The organism is Yersinia intermedia, from assembly GCF_900635455.1.
Classification (GTDB): domain Bacteria; phylum Pseudomonadota; class Gammaproteobacteria; order Enterobacterales; family Enterobacteriaceae; genus Yersinia; species Yersinia intermedia.
The window spans coordinates 4,678,255-4,696,814 of record NZ_LR134116.1 but is presented as its reverse complement, the minus strand read 5'-3'; the positions used below and the strand labels follow the sequence as shown (position 1 = coordinate 4,696,814).

The window sequence follows — 18,560 nt, the reverse complement described above, 5'->3', positions numbered from 1 at the left end:
TCGGCTCATCCTGCAATACCAAGTTCTTTGGTATAGAGTTAATTCTAATATCCCATTAGGAGGGATTATGAAACTGATGCGTACCACCGTAGCCAGCATTGTGGCAGCGACTTTATCTATGACCACTGTGTCCGCGTTCGCTGCTGCAAGCCTGACAGGTGCAGGTGCGACATTCCCCGCGCCGGTGTATGCCAAGTGGGCAGATTCTTATCAGAAAGAAACAGGTAACAAAGTTAACTATCAAGGGATCGGTTCTTCAGGCGGCGTGAAACAAATCATTGCTAATACTGTTGATTTCGGTGCTTCTGATGCGCCTTTAGCGGACGATAAACTGGCTGCTGAAGGTTTATTCCAATTCCCAACAGTGATTGGCGGTGTGGTGCTGGCCGTTAATATCCCTGGTATCAAATCTGGTGAACTGACCTTAGACGGTAAAACACTGGGTGATATTTATCTGGGTAATGTGAAAAAGTGGAATGACCCGGCGATTGTTAAATTGAATCCGGGCGTTAAATTACCGGACCAAAATATTGCAGTGGTGCGCCGTGCTGATGGTTCTGGCACTTCATTCGTTTTCACCAGCTATTTAGCTAAAGTGAACGCGCAGTGGAAAGAGAAAGTGGGTGCCGGCTCAACGGTTAACTGGCCGACTGGTTTAGGTGGTAAAGGTAACGACGGTATTGCGGCATTTGTTCAGCGCTTGCCAGGTGCCATTGGTTATGTGGAATACGCTTACGCTAAACAGAATAACCTGGCTTACACCAAACTGGTTTCAGCCGATGGCAAACCGGTCAGCCCAACAGAGCAAAGTTTTAGCGCTGCGGCCAAAGGTGTAGACTGGAGCAAAACCTTCGCTCAAGATTTAACCAACCAGAAAGGTGGTGAGGTTTGGCCAATTACCTCAACGACTTTCATTTTGGTGCACAAAGAGCAGAAAAATGCGGCTAAGGGCACTGAAGTATTGAAGTTCTTTGATTGGGCATACAAAAACGGTGCTGAACAAGCTAATGCACTGGATTACGCCACATTACCAAAAGAAGTGGTTGAACAGGTTCGTGCGGCCTGGAAAACCAATGTAAAAGACAGCAGCGGTAAGCCAATCTTCTGATTGAAGTTAGTTTTTCCTGTAATCGGTTATTTATAAGGTTATATCCTAAATAATTCGAGTTGCAGGAAGGCGGCAATTGAGCAACAAATTGGTTGTAAACCATTTTGAACAGCTCCTGCGCTGGTCTGTAGGGTGAGCCTCTGATGAGGCTCATAATCCCCAGGTGGCCTCGCAGAGGCGAAGCCCATGGGACGGGCCGAGTAACGAAAGCAGCCAACGCATATGCAACTTGAAGTATGACGGGAAGGATGAGAAGAGAGTCTATGGCTGATTACAAGCCGACTACCAAAGCACCGAGCAAATACGGTGACATCATTTTCAGCGCGCTGGTTAAACTGGCTGCGCTGATTACGCTATTTCTGCTGGGCGGCATTATCATTTCATTGATTGTTGCTTCCTGGCCAAGTATTCAAAAATTTGGTTGGGCTTTTCTGTGGACCAAAGAATGGGATGCCCCGGCTGAGCAGTTTGGTGCATTAGTGCCGATTTACGGTACGGTTGTCACCTCTGTTATCGCCTTACTTATTGCGGTCCCCGTCAGTTTTGGTATTGCCCTGTTCCTGACTGAGCTGGCCCCTAACTGGCTAAAACGCCCACTGGGTGTGGCTATCGAACTATTAGCGGCTATCCCCAGTATTGTTTACGGGATGTGGGGTTTGTTTGTTTTCGCTCCCTTATTTGCCCGCTATTTCCAAGAACCCGTCGGCAATGTGATGTCTGGTATCCCGATTGTGGGGGTGTTGTTCTCAGGCCCGGCATTCGGTATTGGTATTCTGGCTGCAGGTGTCATCCTGGCCATCATGATTATTCCTTACATTGCAGCGGTTATGCGCGATGTGTTTGAACAAACCCCGGTGATGATGAAAGAGTCAGCTTATGGCATTGGCTGTACCACCTGGGAGGTTATCTGGCGCATTGTGTTGCCTTACACCAAAAACGGTGTGATCGGCGGTGTGATGCTAGGCCTGGGGCGCGCTTTGGGTGAAACCATGGCTGTCACCTTTATTATCGGTAACACCTACCAACTCGACAGTTTCTCACTCTTCATGCCGGGGAACAGTATCACCTCCGCGTTAGCGAATGAGTTTGCTGAAGCTGAATCCGGTTTACATACCGCAGCGTTGATGGAGTTGGGTCTGATATTGTTCGTGATTACCTTTATCGTGCTGGCTTTATCTAAGTTAATGATTTTGCGTCTGGCTAAGAAAGAGGGGCGCTAAGATGGCGACGATGGATATGCAAAGTGATGCGACGCTGCTGGAAACTCGCCGTAAAAAGCAGGCCTGGCGTCGCCAAAAGAACCGTATAGCCTTACTGCTTTCAATGGCTACCATGGCGTTTGGTTTATTTTGGTTGGTGTGGATTTTGTTCTCCACCGTGACCAAAGGTATCGATGGTATGTCTTTGGCGCTGTTTACCGAGATGACACCGCCACCCAATACTGCGGGTGGTGGTTTGGCTAACGCCATTGCCGGCAGTGGTTTATTGATTTTGTGGGCCACTGTCATTGGCACCCCACTGGGTATCATGGCGGGGATTTACCTGGCTGAATATGGCCGTAAATCCTGGTTGGCGGAAATTACCCGCTTTATAAATGATATTTTGCTATCAGCGCCTTCCATCGTGGTCGGTCTGTTTGTCTACACCATCGTGGTTGCCAAGATGGAGCACTTCTCCGGTTGGGCTGGGGTGATTGCATTGGCGTTATTACAAGTGCCAATTGTTATCCGTACTACTGAGAATATGCTCAAGTTAGTGCCAGATAGCCTGCGTGAAGCTGCCTATGCCTTGGGAACACCGAAATGGCGCATGATATCGGCTATTACGCTGAAAGCATCTATCTCCGGTATTTTGACGGGTATCTTGCTCGCGGTAGCACGTATTGCCGGTGAAACAGCACCGCTGCTGTTCACATCGCTCTCCAACCAGTTCTGGAGTACCGATCTGAGCCAGCCTATCGCTAACTTGCCAGTCACCATATTTAAATTTGCCATGAGCCCGTTTGCCGAATGGCAACAACTGGCTTGGGCTGGGGTGCTGCTAATTACCCTGTGCGTATTGTTACTGAATATTCTGGCTCGGGTTATTTTTGCGAAGAAAAAGTATTGATCGGCTGCGTAAGTATCAGCATTGATTAATGAAAATACCGAATCGCCAATAAATTTCAAAATGCGGCTACGGCGGCATTGGCTAAAAGAGAGAAGTCTTGATGAGTATGGCTACTGACATCAATAACAGCAAAATCCAGGTTCGCGATCTGAACTTCTACTATGGCAAATTCCATGCGCTGAAGAATATCTCGCTGGATATTGCTAAGAATCAGGTCACTGCATTCATCGGGCCATCAGGTTGCGGTAAATCTACTCTGCTGCGTACATTCAATAAAATGTATCAGTTGTATCCTGATCAACGTGCTGAAGGCGATATCTTATTGGATGGTCAGAATATCCTGACGGATAAACAAGATATTGCGTTGTTGCGGGCTAAGGTTGGCATGGTTTTCCAAAAACCAACCCCGTTTCCGATGTCGATTTACGATAACATCGCTTTTGGTGTGAAACTGTTTGAAAACTTGTCGCGTGCTGATATGGATGAACGGGTGCAATGGGCGCTGACCAAAGCGGCATTGTGGAATGAGACCAAAGATAAGTTACACCAAAGTGGTTATAGCTTGTCTGGCGGGCAGCAGCAGCGTTTGTGTATTGCCCGTGGTATCGCTATCCGCCCGGATGTATTGCTATTGGATGAACCTTGCTCAGCGCTGGACCCTATATCTACTGGCAGAATTGAAGAGTTGATCAGTGAGTTGAAGTCCGATTACACCGTGGTTATTGTGACGCATAATATGCAGCAAGCTGCCCGTTGTTCAGATCACACTGCATTTATGTATCTGGGCGAGCTAATCGAATTCAGTGATACCGATACCCTGTTTACTGCGCCACAACAAAAACAGACGGAAGATTATATTACTGGTCGCTATGGCTGATCGGCCTATCCCCGTCATACTTCAAGTTGCATGTGTGTTGGCCGCCTTCCTGCAACTCGAATTATTTAGGGTATACATCAATTTCGCCTTCTTACATGTACGGGAAGTATTATGGATAACTTGAATCTGAATAAACATATTTCCGGCCAGTTCAATGCAGAACTTGAACATATCCGCACCCAAGTCTTGACCATGGGTGGACTGGTGGAACAACAATTATCTGATGCGATCACCGCAATGCATAATCAGGACGGTGAACTGGCGAAACAAGTGATTGCCGGCGATAAAAAGGTCAATATGATGGAAGTGGCTATTGATGAAGCCTGTGTGCGCATCATTGCCAAACGTCAACCTACGGCCAGTGATTTACGCTTGGTGATGGCGATTATTAAAACTATCTCTGAGTTGGAGCGCATCGGTGACGTAGCAGACAAGATCTGCCGTACCGCGCTGGAAAAATTCTCTCATCAGCATCAACCTTTGTTGGTCAGTCTTGAATCTTTGGGCCGCCATACGGTACAGATGCTGCATGATGTGCTGGATGCTTTTGCACGTATGGATTTGGACGAGGCCATCCGTATCTATCGTGAAGACAAAAAGGTCGATCAGGAATATGAAGGCATCGTACGCCAATTGATGACCTATATGATGGAAGATCCGCGAACTATCCCAAGTGTGCTGACTGCCCTATTTTGTGCTCGCTCCATTGAGCGCATTGGCGACCGCTGTCAGAATATTTGTGAATTTATCTTCTATTTCGTCAAAGGGCAGGATTTCCGCCACCTCGGTGGTGATGATTTAGAAAAACTGCTTTCCAGTAAAACTGAAAAATAACGTTTTCCCCAATCAATCTGGCTGATTAGGCGGGTTGGGGATCAGTTTTGTATTTTCCCTCCTTTTTTGAACAATATATTCTATATTGTTTCATGTTTGTTTATATTCTAAACCCTAATTAATTGACATAATTAAATAGCATTGTGTTTCTCTGTTTTTATATATTACTGATGACTTCATCATTAATGGGAGATATATTTTCCTTTTGGCGGAAGGTATATTTCCCACATCGGAATTTTTCGGTGATATTTTAAATTCAGCTTAATGTAATTATTTTTAGTATGTTTTTACGCGGGAGCGGGATAAGTGAACATGAGTCTGTATACGCACAAAAATGTAACGCTTAGCCTATGTTGGGTGCTATGGATAGCATGTTTAGTGAGCTATATAGTCTACAATTTATTTTTCTTTCTACTACTTGCTCCTACTCTATTCCTTATCTTTATCTTAATAAAAATTATGTTTAAAAAGAAAACCAACAGTAATAACGAGGTGTTTCCTGTGACTAATATTCCCCATAAAGTTCATTCACCATTAACTGATTTGTCACCGGATACAACTAAAACAAATACCATTATTGCCGCAGGTACGCAATTAACCGGTGATGTTAGGCTTGATGGTGATATTCAAATTTATGGTGTGGTGACCGGCGATATTATCGTGAGTGATGGCACCATTCGGCTGATGCGCAGTGGCAAGATAGAGGGCAATTTAACCGCTCCGCACATTACGGTAGATGGGCGGATTGAGGGGGTTTGCATTTCTGATCATCTGGAAATTCTGGAGAATGGCCGTTTAAACGGCATTGTGAAAGGTAGCAATTTCTCAATCAAGAAAGGGGGCGTCTTTATTGGTCAGTCTGAGATAACAGAAGAACCCGCCAGCCAAAACAAGGTTAAAGTAAAACCTGCTGTAGTCGTCCCTCAGGAAAAGGCTAATGCAGAAGAAGCCACATCTGATGTCAGTTCCAGTAGCAAATAATTCTGCAAATTCACTTTTTTCTAATACATGCTAATAACGCGATTGGGCCAAATTATAGGGCTTCAATCGTGTTTTTTGTTCACGATATAGGTTGTTTTTTCATCGGTTATTTTTTTATTTACTGAATACACAGCATTTTTTAGCCGACAGTTTCAGAATCGGGTTTTTTGGCGCATTCTAAGGCTCCCCATTTTCCTGATTTTCCTTTGCCACCGATCCCTCTTTCCTTGCCAATATAATCAGACTAATTGACTGAGATTAATTGGTTATAAACATATCGTTTTATATTATTTCCTGACCTAACGCCGAATTGATAGCTTATCCATATCGCAACATCTCAATCACTTTAGGAGCTTTCAATGAAGCAATCTCTGTCCACAAAAAAAAGCGCTCTGGCATTAACGCTGTTAGCGGGTCTGGCTACGCTTTCTGGCGCGGCTCACGCTGATAAACTGGATGATATCAAGCAAGCAGGTGTGGTACGGATTGCTGTTTTTGATAGTAACCCCCCATTTGGCTATATCGATCCGCAGACTAAAAAGCTGGTGGGGTATGACGTGGACGTGGCGAATGCTATCGCGAAAGATCTCGGTGTAAAAGTAGAACTACGCGCCACTAACCCGGCCAACCGTATTCCATTACTGACATCGAAGAAAGTTGATCTGATTGCAGCAAACTTCACTATTACCGATGAGCGCGCTAAGGAAGTTAACTTCAGCCTGCCATATTTCGCCACGGGTCAGAAATTTATTGCGCATAAAGGGGTGTTAAAGACACCTGAAGATATCGGCAAATTACGTATTGGTGCTGATAAAGGTACGGTTCAGGAAATTACCCTGCGTGAACATTATCCAACTGCAAAAGTGATTTCTTACGATGATACACCGCTGGCATTTACTGCTTTGCGTAATGGTAACGTTCAAGCTATCACCCAGGATGATGCGAAACTTGTCGGCCTGCTAGGTAACTTACCGGCGGCACAAAAAGCTGATTTTGAGATCTCACCGTTCAGTATTACCAAAGAGTACCAAGGGGTTGGTATTCCTAAAGGTGAAGAGCGTTTAACGGCAAGTGTTAACGAAACACTGGTTAAATTGGAAAAAGACGGCGAAGCGGCGAAGATTTATGATCGTTGGTTTGGCCCAGCAACCAATGCAGCCCAGCCGCGCGGTGAGTTTAAGTTTGCGCCACTGGATCAGCAACCTAAAGCCTAATATATCCATCGTCCTTGAAGTGAGAACATTAAAGCCCTGCATTGTCACGATGTGGGGCTGCTTGCATTGTAATCCGTTAGTGATTAACACCATGGGGGATAGGTAAGATGGATTTTACAGCACAGCTAATAATAGCTATTGAGATGCTTTTAGCGCGATATGGGTATCAAGACCTATGAATCTACATCATCTCACTGATTGGTTGCTGGCCCCGCAATATCTTAACTGGCTGTGGCAGGGGTTTCTGCTTACGTTGTGGATTTCTGCCTGCACGGTGGTTGCTGCCACGTTATTAGGCTTTTTGCTCGCTGCTGCCAGAGATAGCGAACTCAAAGCGTTGCGGTGGTTTGCTGTTGGCTACAGCACGCTATTTCGCAATACGCCGCTGCTAATCCAATTGTTCTTTTGGTATTTTGCTGCCAGTCAGTTTTTACCCGCCACTTGGGTTCCATGGCTCAATACGCCCCATGAAATCACCTTTATCGGGCTCACGTTGGGCTGGCCTTCTTTTGAGTTTTTGGCCGGTTTTATCGGGCTAACCCTCTATTCCACGGCGTTTATTGCTGAAGAATTACGCTCAGGGATCAGCGGTGTCGCTAAAGGGCAAAAATACGCCGCACATGCGCTGGGGTTAACGGGCTGGCAATCTATGCGCCATGTGGTGTTGCCGCAGGCGTTGAAGATTGCCATGCCGCCATTGCTGGGCCAGTACATGAATATTATTAAAAACTCCTCTTTAGCGATGGCTATCGGGGTGGCTGAGCTTTCCTATGCTTCTCGTCAGGTTGAAACCGAAACATTACGGACATTTCAAGCCTTTGGTGTAGCAACAGTATTGTATATCGCCATTATCGCGTTGATTGAAGCCTGGGGCATGTGGCGTCAACAGCGAACCGCAATCAGGGGGCATTGAGATGGATTTTACGATTATTGCCGATAACTGGACTTATCTATTGTGGGGTACTTTCCCGGATGGCCCTCTGGGCGGGGCGGCATTAACCCTGCTGATCAGTATTATGGCTGGGGTTGCTTCCGCAATCTTAGGGACCGTGCTGGGGGTATTACTGGCAATGTCTCGTGGTGTTTGGGCGGGCGTATTGGCGGCTTTTTTAGGCTTTTTCCGCGCAATTCCCGTGATAATGCTGATTTTTTGGACCTATTTCCTGCTGCCAATTGTATTTGGTGTGGATATACCCGAAATCACCACGGTAGTGTGTGCACTGGCATTGATTGCTTCCGCCTATCTGGCGCACGCAGTAAAAGCGGGGATTGTGGCGATTGGTGCTGGGCAGTGGCAGGCTGGGTTGTCGCTAGGTTTTAACCGCTGGCAGGTTTTATGGTTTGTGGTCTTGCCGCAAGCATTGCGCATGATGGTGCCATCATTTATCAATCAATGGATTTCATTGATTAAGGACACATCGCTGGCTTATATAGTTGGGGTGAATGAACTGACTTTTCTGGCAACTCAGGTCAATAACCGCAGCATGGTTTATCCGATGGAAGTGTTCCTGTTTGTCGCGTTGGTCTACTTCGTTTTATGCCTGGCTTTGGATTTATTGGCAAATGGCCTTAACCGCCGCTTTAGCCCACAGCATGCTATTAAGAAACAAAGTGCCATTAAACGGTCATGGCGCTGGTTGAGTAATAAACCAGCGCCGTCGGCACACTAATGACGAGTAATATGCCAGTCTCTTTCGCGCCACAAGTCAGGCAGTTGCTGCATATCATCAAACATAGTGACTAGCGGGTGGTGTATCGGCAGGTTGTGTGGATCGGCGCAGTAGTAAAATACCGGTATACCTGCGGCAATCCCCGCGTGGGTGCCAGCAGCGGAGTCCTCCACTAAAATGCAGTGCTCGGCGGCAACCTGCATCTCTTTTGCCGCGTGATAAATCAGCGCGGGATCCGGCTTCCAACGCTGAATGTCGTAACCGCTATAGAGGCGCGTATCAAAGAAAGACAGCAGGCCAGTCAGGCCAAGGGAGTGCTGCATTTTGCTCACCGGCCCGTTAGAGACCACGCAGACGGGCAGGGTGATTTGCTCCAAGAGCGCTTTTGCCCCGGCAATAGGTTGTAATTCGGCATCAAACAGGCGTGCAACCTCTGCGCGGTAGAGTTTTTCCAGCGTTGCTATTGATTCATCCAGACCGTTCTCTTTACTCACCAGCGCGACTATCTCATTCAGTTTTACCCCTTTAAAACGCTTAATCACCTCTTCCAGCGACAGGTGAATACCGTAATGGGCAAACATCACGACGTATGCACGACAACATAGGACTTCACTGTCAACCAAGGTGCCATCGCAATCGAACATGACGCATTCAATGTTATTCACTCTACCTATCCTTTAATTGTGCGGATCTACGTTCACTTCACTTTAATCATCCTGAGTAAGAATGCGATGTTTATTGACCCTATTAGCAGAAAAACTAATAACAAATTAATAAAATACAACGGGTTGAATAATAGACAGTCATGGTGAAGGCGTTGTTGCGCAACAGTGAAGATAAAAAATAGCCAAAAAAGAGTGTGATCCCGCTCTAAACAATAGTTTTTTGTTATAGGATATCCCCCGACTATCACTCCCTTCTGTGGAACTCTTCGAATGAGTAAACCAAACCTTGATACTGAGCAGGGGCTGCTCGAACGTGTATTTAAACTGAAACAGCACGGTACCACGGCACGTACTGAGTTGATTGCCGGTATCACTACCTTTTTGACTATGGTCTATATCGTGTTCGTAAACCCACAGATTTTAGGGGTTGCGGGTATGGATGTGCGGGCTGTTTTCGTGACAACCTGCCTGATTGCCGCCTTTGGTAGCATCTTTATGGGCTTATTGGCTAACTTACCAGTAGCACTGGCTCCGGCGATGGGGCTTAACGCTTTCTTCGCTTTTGTGGTTGTCGGCGCGATGGGTATTTCATGGCAAGTCGGCATGGGTGCTATTTTCTGGGGCGCAATCGGTTTCCTTTTGCTGACCATTTTCCGCATCCGGTATTGGATGATTGCTAACATCCCACTGAGCCTACGGGTAGGGATTACCAGTGGTATTGGCCTGTTTATTGCCATGATGGGGCTGAAAAATGCCGGTATCGTGGTAGCAAACCCGGATACCTTAGTCGCAGTCGGTAATCTGACTTCTCACAGTGTGCTGTTAGGTGCGCTGGGCTTCTTTATTATCGCGGTTCTGGCATCTCGCAATATCCACGCTGCGGTGCTGGTGTCGATTGTAGTAACCACACTGATTGGCTGGGCACTGGGTGATGTGCATTACTCTGGCATTTTCTCCATGCCGCCAAGTGTGACTTCTGTGGTCGGGCAGGTGGATTTAGCCGGAGCGCTGAATATTAGTATGGCGGGGATCATTTTCTCCTTCATGCTGGTTAACCTGTTCGATTCATCTGGCACATTAATTGGTGTCACGGATAAAGCGGGCTTAACCGACCATAAAGGCAAATTCCCGCGCATGAAGCAAGCGCTGTACGTGGATAGCATCAGCTCGGTAGCCGGTGCTTTTATCGGTACCTCATCGGTGACCGCGTATATTGAAAGCTCCTCAGGGGTGTCTGTCGGGGGCCGTACTGGTTTAACTGCTGTTGTCGTTGGTATCTTATTCCTGTTGGTGATGTTTGTGTCACCATTGGCCGGTATGGTGCCTGCTTATGCTGCTGCGGGTGCGTTGATTTATGTTGGCGTACTGATGACATCTAGCCTGTCACGGGTGAAGTGGGATGATTTGACTGAAGCCGTTCCTGCGTTTGTTACCGCAGTGATGATGCCGTTCAGCTTCTCTATCACTGAAGGGATTGCGCTGGGCTTTATCTCTTATTGCCTGATGAAGTTGGGCACTGGCCGTTGGCGTGAAATCAGCCCATGCGTAGTGGTTGTTGCGCTGCTGTTTGTGCTAAAAATTGCCTTTGTCGATCACTGATAGCCGATCATAAAAACGCCCCCCTTTCGACACCGAGGATGGGGGCGTTGTCGTTATAATCTTATGCTTTTAACTGAGCGCTGATTTGCTCCAGTGCCTTTGTCGCACATTGTGCGTCCAAATGCCCGCCCGGTGCACCGGCAACACCCACTGCACCGACGACCTCATCCCCTGCTTTCACTGGCACGCCACCCCCTAACAGCAAGAACCCTGGAATGTCTTTCAGGTTGTTGGCTGCAGGTGTCTTTTGGCTGTTTTCCATCACTTGCCCGCTTGGGGTTTTAGTCGATAGTGCCGTAAAGGCTTTTTGCTCGCTGGCTTTAACGGTGTGCGGACCGGCATTATCAGCACGTAATACAGTTTTGATGATCCCAGCACGGTCAACCACAGTTACCGCCACGTTGTAGCCATCCGCCTGGCAAACAGCGAGGGTACGGCTGGCCAAATCGGTGGCCAGCGCCTGAGAGATATTACGTTCAGTGTTCAGACCCGCAGCCGAGGCTTGAGCTATCAGGCCAATGAATAAGGCGGAGGTCAGGGCAATAGGCTTGATCATATAAAATCCTTATTGTTAGCGAAGTGATTTCATCACCGTGCCGTTATGTTACGGTGATAAGTGGTGAAAAAACATTCGGCTAACTACCCGTTTTACTCCGTACTTCTACCTATTCCCTTGGTACTTGGCGCCGCAGGGGTGTTATCTGCGCTCACGCACCCGAATCACTTGACTGCGTAAGCTCATCGGGATTATGAGCCTCATCAGAGGCTCACCCTACGGGCCAGCGCAGGCGCTGTTCAACATGGTTTACAAACAATTTGTTGCTCACTTGCTGCCTACCTGCAACACCAATTACTTTGGGTATATTATTGGTAGGATATAGGAGTAATTATGAATAAGTGATGCCAGCGAGTTGACCTCCAGTTTAGCGAAGATGTTAGCGCGATGCGCCTCAACGGTTCGCGGTGAAAGGGATAATCGTTGGGCGATTTGCTTGCTGGTTTCCCCTTGGATAATCAGCGCGGCGACTTCCTGTTCGCGAGCCGAGAGTTGGCTGATCAACTGCTGATAGGCTGCCTGTTGACTGTGGATTGCCAGCGCCTGTTCATGCTGTTCTAACGCCATGCTGATGGTTTCGATCAGCACATCGGCGTCGATAGGTTTGGTCAAAAACTCCAGCGCTCCACCTTTAAATGCCCGGCGGCACAATTCAATATTACCGTGCCCAGTCATTATGATGACCGGAAGAGTGCTATCACGGCATTGAATGGCTTCTAATACTGCCATCCCACTCTTACCCGGCATTCTGATATCCAGTAGTACGCAACTTGGCTGGGTTATTGCCAATGAATCGAGGAAATGCTGGCCGTCACTGAATGCTTTTACTTCCCAGCCCAGGGTGGCGAGTAATGCGGTTAGCGCGGCGCGAACACCGTCATCATCATCAATCAGATAAATGTGTTTTGTCATGCGTATTCTCGCCAATCAGGGGAAAGGTTAGGGTAAAACAAGCCCCGCCATGTTCACTGTTTGCGGCTTTTATGTCACCTCCCATTCGCTGTACCAATGTCTCACACAGGGTTAGCCCTAATCCCAGACCACTCTCGCGAGTGGTATAAAAAGGTGTGAACAGGTGGTCTAACTGCTGATGGCTTAGCCCCGGCCCATTATCCTCTATCTGAATTAGCCATTGCTGTGGTTGCAGGCGGGCAGTGAAATAAATTAACGGAGTCGTAGTGTGTTGCACGGCATGGATAGCATTACTGAGTAAATTATGCAGAATTTGCTCCAGCCATAAAGGATCGGCCGAGAGTGGCGGTAAATTCGCTGAAATACTATTCACAACCGTTACTTTGCTGGCGGCTATCTCATTACTTAATAAAGCGTTCACGCGTAGCCAGATATCCGCTACCATCACCGGTTGTAAATTCACCTGCCCACGGCTGAGTAACGTGCGTAGCCGCTCCAGTAGCGCCGAAATTCGTTTGATTTGCTCAACCGACGCCTGTAGCAGTGGGGTGATGTTGTCATCCTGCGCGGGTAATAATCGCAGCGCGGTTTGGTTATACGTCAATGTGGCAGTGAGTGGCTGGTTCAACTCATGGGCAATACCCGTGGCAATTTCCCCCATGGCATTGAGTCTGGCTTGATCAGCAAATTTAGCCCGTTGTTCGGCGCGATTGCGGTATTGCGCCAACTGCTGCCAACGGTGCCAACCATAAAGGGTAGCTCCCCATATGAGTGAAAGCAGGAGAGCTGTTAACCAAGGTAAATCACGCCAAAGAGGCGTGGCATAGCCAGTTAACGAAAAGGATTGAGCACCCTCTCCCAATGGTTTTTGCCATTGCCAGAAGCTATCTGGATTTGGATTGCCCAACACAGCTAACGGATGTTGCTGATAGCGTAATGTCACGCTGTCGAAATTTTCCGGTAAGCCCACTACCTGCAACAGTTTCAACCCATTAATCTGCAAGCCACTGCCATTGTATGAGTTCGATAGCTGATAATCACCGCCGTGAACTTGCAGCGTTAACTGGCCTGCTTTTGATTTATCGGCTTTAGTTTGACTGATTGCGACCAATTGCGGGAAGTGGCGCTGTAGTTGCGACAGTTGGTTCGGTTCAAGAGTCAGAAACAAAATAGCTTGTTGTTGGGCTAATTGCTGGCTCAATTCGCGGTGGGTAATACGAAAATTGGCCTCACGCTCAGCTTGCTGCTCATTTAAGCCATACCAACCCAGCCAGAGAGTGGATATCAGGGTCAGGATAAGCCAGACAGTGATTTTAACGGCCATTTAGTAGCATCCAACATGTGTGGGTCGAGAGAGTAACCCCCAATCACCAGCGGCCAGTGGGGGTTTTCAATCATGAGTTATTTCACGCGGACACGTTCAATATAGGTGGCAAAGGCTGCCAGTTGGCCGGTGAGGAAATCCAGCGTTCCTTGGTCAATCAATGCTTTGGCTTGCTCATCCACTTTGCTTTGAATCACACCCCCATAAATTCAGGCTTATTCATCACCATCGCATCAAGGAAAACCAGGATCTGACGCAAATGATACTGGCAACGAGCCCCACCTATTGGCCCCATTGAGCTGGTTTGAATCGCCACCGGTTTGCCTGCCAGTGGTTGATTTGGCAAGCGAGACAGCCAATCGATCGCATTCTTCAACCCACCTGGCACAGAATAATTATATTCCGGTGTGACGATGATAACGCCATCAGCTTGACGAATTTGCTCAGCAATGGCTTGAACCGTGTTCGGGAAACCGTCTTCCTGCTGTACATCAGCATCATAAAGTGGAATGTCACGGATAGAAGGCAGCGCTTCAATGATGACGCCTGAAGGGGCTAATTTAGGCAGGGCGCGGGCTACCATCGCATTGTAGGAACCATTCCGCAAGCTACCCAGCAGAGTGACAATTTTAAGGGATTGCTGTGACATGACATACTCCCGTTCAGTAAATGGATGAGGCTTTATACCCGTCATCTTTCTCGTTGCAGGTATATTGCTCCACTGCCTGCATCTTGAAATCTATGGGTTATATCGTTACCAGAGTAGGCCAAACTTATGTGATAAAACAATGGCTATCTCGCGGATGACGATATTTAAATATCACTTAAATTTGTGTTATGGATGGAATTATTACGCTGAAACTGTGACCGCAGGAGAGGAACGAAAAAATCGTTTTTGCCAGTCATCAAGTCTGTGCGCGAAATGCCGTTAATAGATCTGGAGCTATCCAGCTTTCTTAATTGAGCGACACGACAATGCTAAAAACCACTCAAGCCCGCTTTACCTTACTCGTCAGTGCGTTTTTTATTTTACTACTGATAATCACCGTGGTGGTCATTCAGCTTTTTGTGACACCGCAACTCAAACAATCTGAAAGTACCATTGTAGGCAATAGTGTTGACCAAATAGCGACGGCAATCACTGCGCAAATGAACAAAGTGGAAGCGCAAGCCCGCAGCATTACACAGGCTGTTGCCATTATGGACAGCAATACCATCGATCAACTATTACCGGGGCTGGTGGATCAGTACGGCGACAGTAATGTGTTTGGGGGTGGCATTTGGCCATTACCTAATAAACGTGAGCAAGGGGTGATTAAGTTCAGCACTTTCTTTGCCCGTAATGGAGAAAATAAGTTAACCGTCAACACCCATTGGAATTCACCTGAATCACAAAATTATTTTGAGCAGCCATGGTACAAAGATGGTTTAAATGCACCCGCAGGCTTCTGCGCGTGGGCTAAGGCCTACCAGGATGATGCCAGCCCGCAGCCAAGAACTAACTGTGCGATGGCAATTTATAAAGGTGATGAGGCATACGGTGTTTCAACCATTGACGTTACCTTAGGTTTCTTTAACCGCTTGGTTAAAGAGATGGAACAGAAAGTGAATGGCACTATTCTGATTGTCGAAACTGATGGCAAAATTGTCGGTAGCAGCGCTCTGGCGGATGGTAAAGCAGAATTAAAAAATCTGTCTGACTTTGCGGCCAACTCGCCGATGGCAGCAGAAACCCAGCGGTTACTGCCGCAGTTGAAAGAGCAAAAAGCACTGGAAAGTGAATTTGATGTCGACGGTACTTCTCACACCCTATTCATTCGCCCGATCGCCAATAGTCCGTGGTATTTGGTTACTGACTTACCAACCAGTTTATTGGTTAAACAGAGCCACGCTATCCTGTTGCATCTGGGGTTAGTACAGATTCCAATTATGCTGTTATTGCTCTTGTTCCTGGTGTTTTCTATCCGCGTCTTTATGAAACGCTTAGCGGTTTTGAAAGAGAATATCACTGCCTTGTCAGCGGGTGGGGCTGATTTGACTCAGCGCTTGCCGGAAAGCAGCAGCCCGGAATTCAATGCAATCAATCAGAGTTTCAACGATTTTATCGACTATTTGCAGCAAATGATGCGGCAAGTCGGTGAAAGTAGCCTGGCTATTGCTTCGGCATCGCGCCAGATCGCCAGCGGTAATCTGGACTTATCCGCCCGTACTGAAGATCAGGCCAGTTCAATTGAACAAACCGCAGCCTCAATGGATGAACTTACCAGTACGGTGAAACAAAATGCGGATAACGCCAGCCATGCCAACCAATTAGCGAGAGATGCATCTACTGTTGCGGTGAAAGGTGGCAAGGTGGTGAAACAGGTGGTAGATACCATGGGTTCAATCAATCACTCATCGAAGAAAATAGTCGATATCATTAGTGTGATTGACAGTATCGCCTTCCAAACCAATATATTGGCACTTAACGCGGCGGTAGAAGCAGCAAGAGCGGGCGAACAAGGCCGAGGTTTTGCGGTAGTAGCATCTGAAGTGCGTAATTTGGCGCAGCGCTCAGCGACATCTGCTCGTGAGATTAAAAAACTTATTGAGGACTCAGTGGCTGATATCGCCATTGGTACTGACTTGGTGGCTGACGCGGGCACGACTATGGATGATTTAATGAGCGGTGTGTCCAACGTGGCAGCATTAATGAATGAAATCATGTCATCCAGTCAGGAGCAAAGCTTAGGTATCGAACAGGTTAATCTGGCAATCAATCAGTTGGATAATTCAACACAACAAAATGCGGCGTTGGTGGAACAAGTTGCTGCTGCGGCACAGGCGATGCAGGATCAAACTTTGCAGTTGGAAAGTGTGATTAGCGGCTTTAAGGTTTAATCCGCGACTGTGACTTATTTGAAAAACGAGTGAGTATGTGAAGGGGGACTGCACCCAGGGGCGTTTCGGTGGCTTACGCCACTACGACCCCAACGGCACGTTTCCCCTTCATTTGAACCCCTTTTGTTCGCTGAAAGGGGTTTTTTTATCACTCACGGCGAATTTTACTGGCAAATAAATTACCCAGCGATTGGATGAGCTGTACCGTAATAATCAATACAATCGCGGTAGTGACAGTTACGAATGTATCAAAGCGCTGGTAGCCATAGGTTATAGCCAGATCACCAATTCCGCCGCCGCCGACAGTACCTGCCATGGCGGTAGCACCAATCAAGCCAATGGTGGCAGTGGTCAGTGCCAATATTAAAGATGACAGTGCTTCAGGTAATAAAAAATACCAAATCGCCTGAAGGGGCGTGGCACCCATCGATTTTGCCGCCTCCAAAATACCGGGATTTACATCCAGCAGCGAGTTTTCGACCAAACGGCCAATATAAGGTGCGATAAAAATAATCAATGGCACGATAGCCCCCGGTGTTCCGATCGTGGTATTCACGATCAAGCGGGTAAGTGGGATAATTGCCACCATCAAAATAATAAAGGGCAGTGATCGGATGATATTAATCACGGGGTTAAGAATATTATAAAAAGTACGATTCTTAATTAGCCCTCCTGGGCGGGTTACCACCAATAAGATTCCCAGAGGGATACCAATAAGAGAACCGATCACCAATGAAATACTGACCATAACCAGTGTGTCGTGTAGCGCCTGGACAAATTGGTCCAACGTAATTGCGGTTTCGATCATTAATGTATTTCCTGTATATCAATTCCCGTTCCTGCCAGGTGAGTGACGGCACTATCAATGAGGTTGTTGTTACCGGTTAACAGCAGCACCATATGACCCAATGTGGTGTCTTGTATCTCCGACATGTTGGCAAATAGAATATTCACGCCAATATCATATTGCCTGATGAGTTGATTTATCACCGGTTGTGTCGCGATCGCCCCCATAAATGCTAAACGAAACTGGCGGCCAGCATGGCTGTTATCTAACAGTTTTCTCACGCTATCGGGTAGGCTGTCCTTGATCACTGTACGAACGAAATTAAGGGTTGTGGGGTGAGTGGGGTGGCCAAAAACCGTTAATACAGAACCCTGCTCAATTATTTGACCGTTTTCCATAACCGCGACCTTATTACAGATTTTTTGAATAACTGACATTTCATGGGTAATCAGCAACACCGTAATATTGTATTGCTGATTAATTTTCTTCAGTAATAATAAAATCTGGGCGGTGGTTTGTGGATCCAGTGACGATGTAGCCTCATCACACAGTAGAATTGATGGATTGGTTGCCAGAGCACGAGCAATACCCACCCGCTGCTTCTGACCACCCGATAATTCATTAGGAAAACTATTACTCTTATCACCCAATCCGACAAAATCCAGCAACTCTGCGACGCGATCCTGAATGAATTTTTTATTTCTACCTAATAAGATAAGCGGCATAGCGACATTCTTAAAAACAGTTTTTGATTCCAGTAAGTTAAAGTTCTGGAATATCATACCGATATTCTTTTTTAGCAGTCTGAGTTGCTCATGACTGAAATCATGTAGATTATTACCATCAATAATCACATCGCCAGATGTTGGGCTTTCCAACGAGTTTACCATTCGTAATAAGGTGCTTTTCCCCGCACCACTGTAACCAATAATGCCAAATATATCGCCATCTTCGACAGTTAAGCTGACATTATTAAGCGCTTGTAGTTTTACACCTTTACGTTCAAAGGTCTTGGAAATATGCTGAAGTTCAATCATCAGATTA

General features: G+C 46.9%; 17 protein-coding genes and 1 pseudogene. 11 read left to right on the top strand and 7 right to left on the bottom strand.

All coding sequences use genetic code 11. The features are described 5' to 3' along the window. Positions 1 to 67 precede the first annotated feature (67 nt). The 9 genes from pstS to EL015_RS21385 all read left to right on the top strand — a co-directional run bounded on the left by pstS (position 68) and on the right by EL015_RS21385 (position 8,793). Positions 68 to 1,108, top strand: coding sequence for a phosphate ABC transporter substrate-binding protein PstS (gene pstS / locus EL015_RS21425; RefSeq protein ID WP_005186722.1), 1,041 nt, complete (start codon positions 68 to 70; stop codon positions 1,106 to 1,108). 263 nt (positions 1,109 to 1,371) lie between these two features. After that, the gene (gene pstC, locus EL015_RS21420) at positions 1,372 to 2,328 is read left to right on the top strand and encodes a phosphate ABC transporter permease PstC (protein ID WP_005186724.1); all 957 of its coding nucleotides are present in this window, start codon (positions 1,372 to 1,374) and stop codon (positions 2,326 to 2,328) included. A gap of 1 nt (position 2,329) precedes the next feature. Then, on the top strand, positions 2,330 to 3,217 hold the full coding sequence (pstA, locus tag EL015_RS21415) for a phosphate ABC transporter permease PstA (RefSeq protein WP_005186725.1): 888 nt from the start codon (positions 2,330 to 2,332) through the stop codon (positions 3,215 to 3,217). 100 nt (positions 3,218 to 3,317) lie between these two features. Further along, a complete protein-coding gene (gene pstB, locus EL015_RS21410; protein ID WP_004713904.1) occupies positions 3,318 to 4,094 on the top strand; it encodes a phosphate ABC transporter ATP-binding protein PstB in 777 nt (258 codons plus the stop codon). A gap of 111 nt (positions 4,095 to 4,205) precedes the next feature. Beyond that, entirely contained in the window at positions 4,206 to 4,928 is a 723-nt protein-coding gene (phoU, locus tag EL015_RS21405; RefSeq protein ID WP_005186726.1) for a phosphate signaling complex protein PhoU, read from the top strand. Between the two features lie 312 nt (positions 4,929 to 5,240). Continuing rightward, positions 5,241 to 5,909 carry a bactofilin family protein gene (locus EL015_RS21400; RefSeq protein WP_032906716.1) on the top strand — a complete coding sequence of 223 codons (669 nt, stop codon included), beginning with the start codon at positions 5,241 to 5,243 and terminating at the stop codon, positions 5,907 to 5,909. Between the two features lie 359 nt (positions 5,910 to 6,268). Further along, complete coding sequence (locus EL015_RS21395; RefSeq protein ID WP_005186728.1) at positions 6,269 to 7,123, top strand: ABC transporter substrate-binding protein; 855 nt, start codon at positions 6,269 to 6,271, stop codon at positions 7,121 to 7,123. A gap of 175 nt (positions 7,124 to 7,298) precedes the next feature. Continuing rightward, the gene (locus tag EL015_RS21390; protein WP_005186729.1) at positions 7,299 to 8,036 is read left to right on the top strand and encodes an amino acid ABC transporter permease; all 738 of its coding nucleotides are present in this window, start codon (positions 7,299 to 7,301) and stop codon (positions 8,034 to 8,036) included. A 1-nt stretch (position 8,037) separates the two neighbouring features. Then, positions 8,038 to 8,793, top strand: a complete 756-nt coding sequence (locus EL015_RS21385; protein WP_005186730.1) for an amino acid ABC transporter permease — start codon at positions 8,038 to 8,040, stop codon at positions 8,791 to 8,793. Here EL015_RS21385 and yieH read toward each other — a convergent pair. Next, positions 8,790 to 9,458: a 6-phosphogluconate phosphatase gene (yieH, locus tag EL015_RS21380; protein ID WP_032906718.1), complete on the bottom strand. Its 669-nt coding sequence runs from the start codon at positions 9,456 to 9,458 to the stop codon at positions 8,790 to 8,792. The genes EL015_RS21385 and yieH overlap by 4 nt on opposite strands. Positions 9,459 to 9,728: 270 nt before the next feature. Between yieH and EL015_RS21375 the strand changes: the two genes are divergently transcribed. After that, positions 9,729 to 11,057, top strand: coding sequence for an NCS2 family permease (locus EL015_RS21375; RefSeq protein WP_005186735.1), 1,329 nt, complete (start codon positions 9,729 to 9,731; stop codon positions 11,055 to 11,057). 61 nt (positions 11,058 to 11,118) lie between these two features. On the opposite strand, the gene EL015_RS21370 is transcribed toward EL015_RS21375, so the two are convergent. The 4 genes and pseudogenes from EL015_RS21370 to EL015_RS21355 form a co-directional block, all read right to left on the bottom strand. After that, positions 11,119 to 11,613 (bottom strand): GlcG/HbpS family heme-binding protein, encoded by a 495-nt coding sequence (locus EL015_RS21370; RefSeq protein WP_005186737.1) that lies wholly within the window; start codon positions 11,611 to 11,613, stop codon positions 11,119 to 11,121. 294 nt (positions 11,614 to 11,907) lie between these two features. Beyond that, complete coding sequence (locus tag EL015_RS21365; protein ID WP_032906720.1) at positions 11,908 to 12,525, bottom strand: response regulator transcription factor; 618 nt, start codon at positions 12,523 to 12,525, stop codon at positions 11,908 to 11,910. Further along, positions 12,500 to 13,849 carry a sensor histidine kinase gene (locus tag EL015_RS21360; protein WP_005186739.1) on the bottom strand — a complete coding sequence of 450 codons (1,350 nt, stop codon included), beginning with the start codon at positions 13,847 to 13,849 and terminating at the stop codon, positions 12,500 to 12,502. Before EL015_RS21360 ends, EL015_RS21365 begins: the two co-directional genes overlap by 26 nt. A 77-nt stretch (positions 13,850 to 13,926) precedes the next feature. Next, positions 13,927 to 14,498: pseudogene (locus EL015_RS21355) on the bottom strand (NADPH-dependent FMN reductase). Between the two features lie 326 nt (positions 14,499 to 14,824). On the opposite strand from EL015_RS21355, the gene EL015_RS21350 reads away from it, so the two are divergent. Then, positions 14,825 to 16,729, top strand: coding sequence for a methyl-accepting chemotaxis protein (locus tag EL015_RS21350; RefSeq protein ID WP_005186741.1), 1,905 nt, complete (start codon positions 14,825 to 14,827; stop codon positions 16,727 to 16,729). A gap of 148 nt (positions 16,730 to 16,877) precedes the next feature. On the opposite strand, the gene EL015_RS21345 is transcribed toward EL015_RS21350, so the two are convergent. After that, positions 16,878 to 17,537: a methionine ABC transporter permease gene (locus EL015_RS21345; protein WP_032814800.1), complete on the bottom strand. Its 660-nt coding sequence runs from the start codon at positions 17,535 to 17,537 to the stop codon at positions 16,878 to 16,880. Next, entirely contained in the window at positions 17,537 to 18,553 is a 1,017-nt protein-coding gene (locus EL015_RS21340; RefSeq protein WP_005186743.1) for a methionine ABC transporter ATP-binding protein, read from the bottom strand. The genes EL015_RS21345 and EL015_RS21340 overlap by 1 nt, the downstream gene beginning before the upstream one ends. Positions 18,554 to 18,560 lie beyond the last annotated feature (7 nt).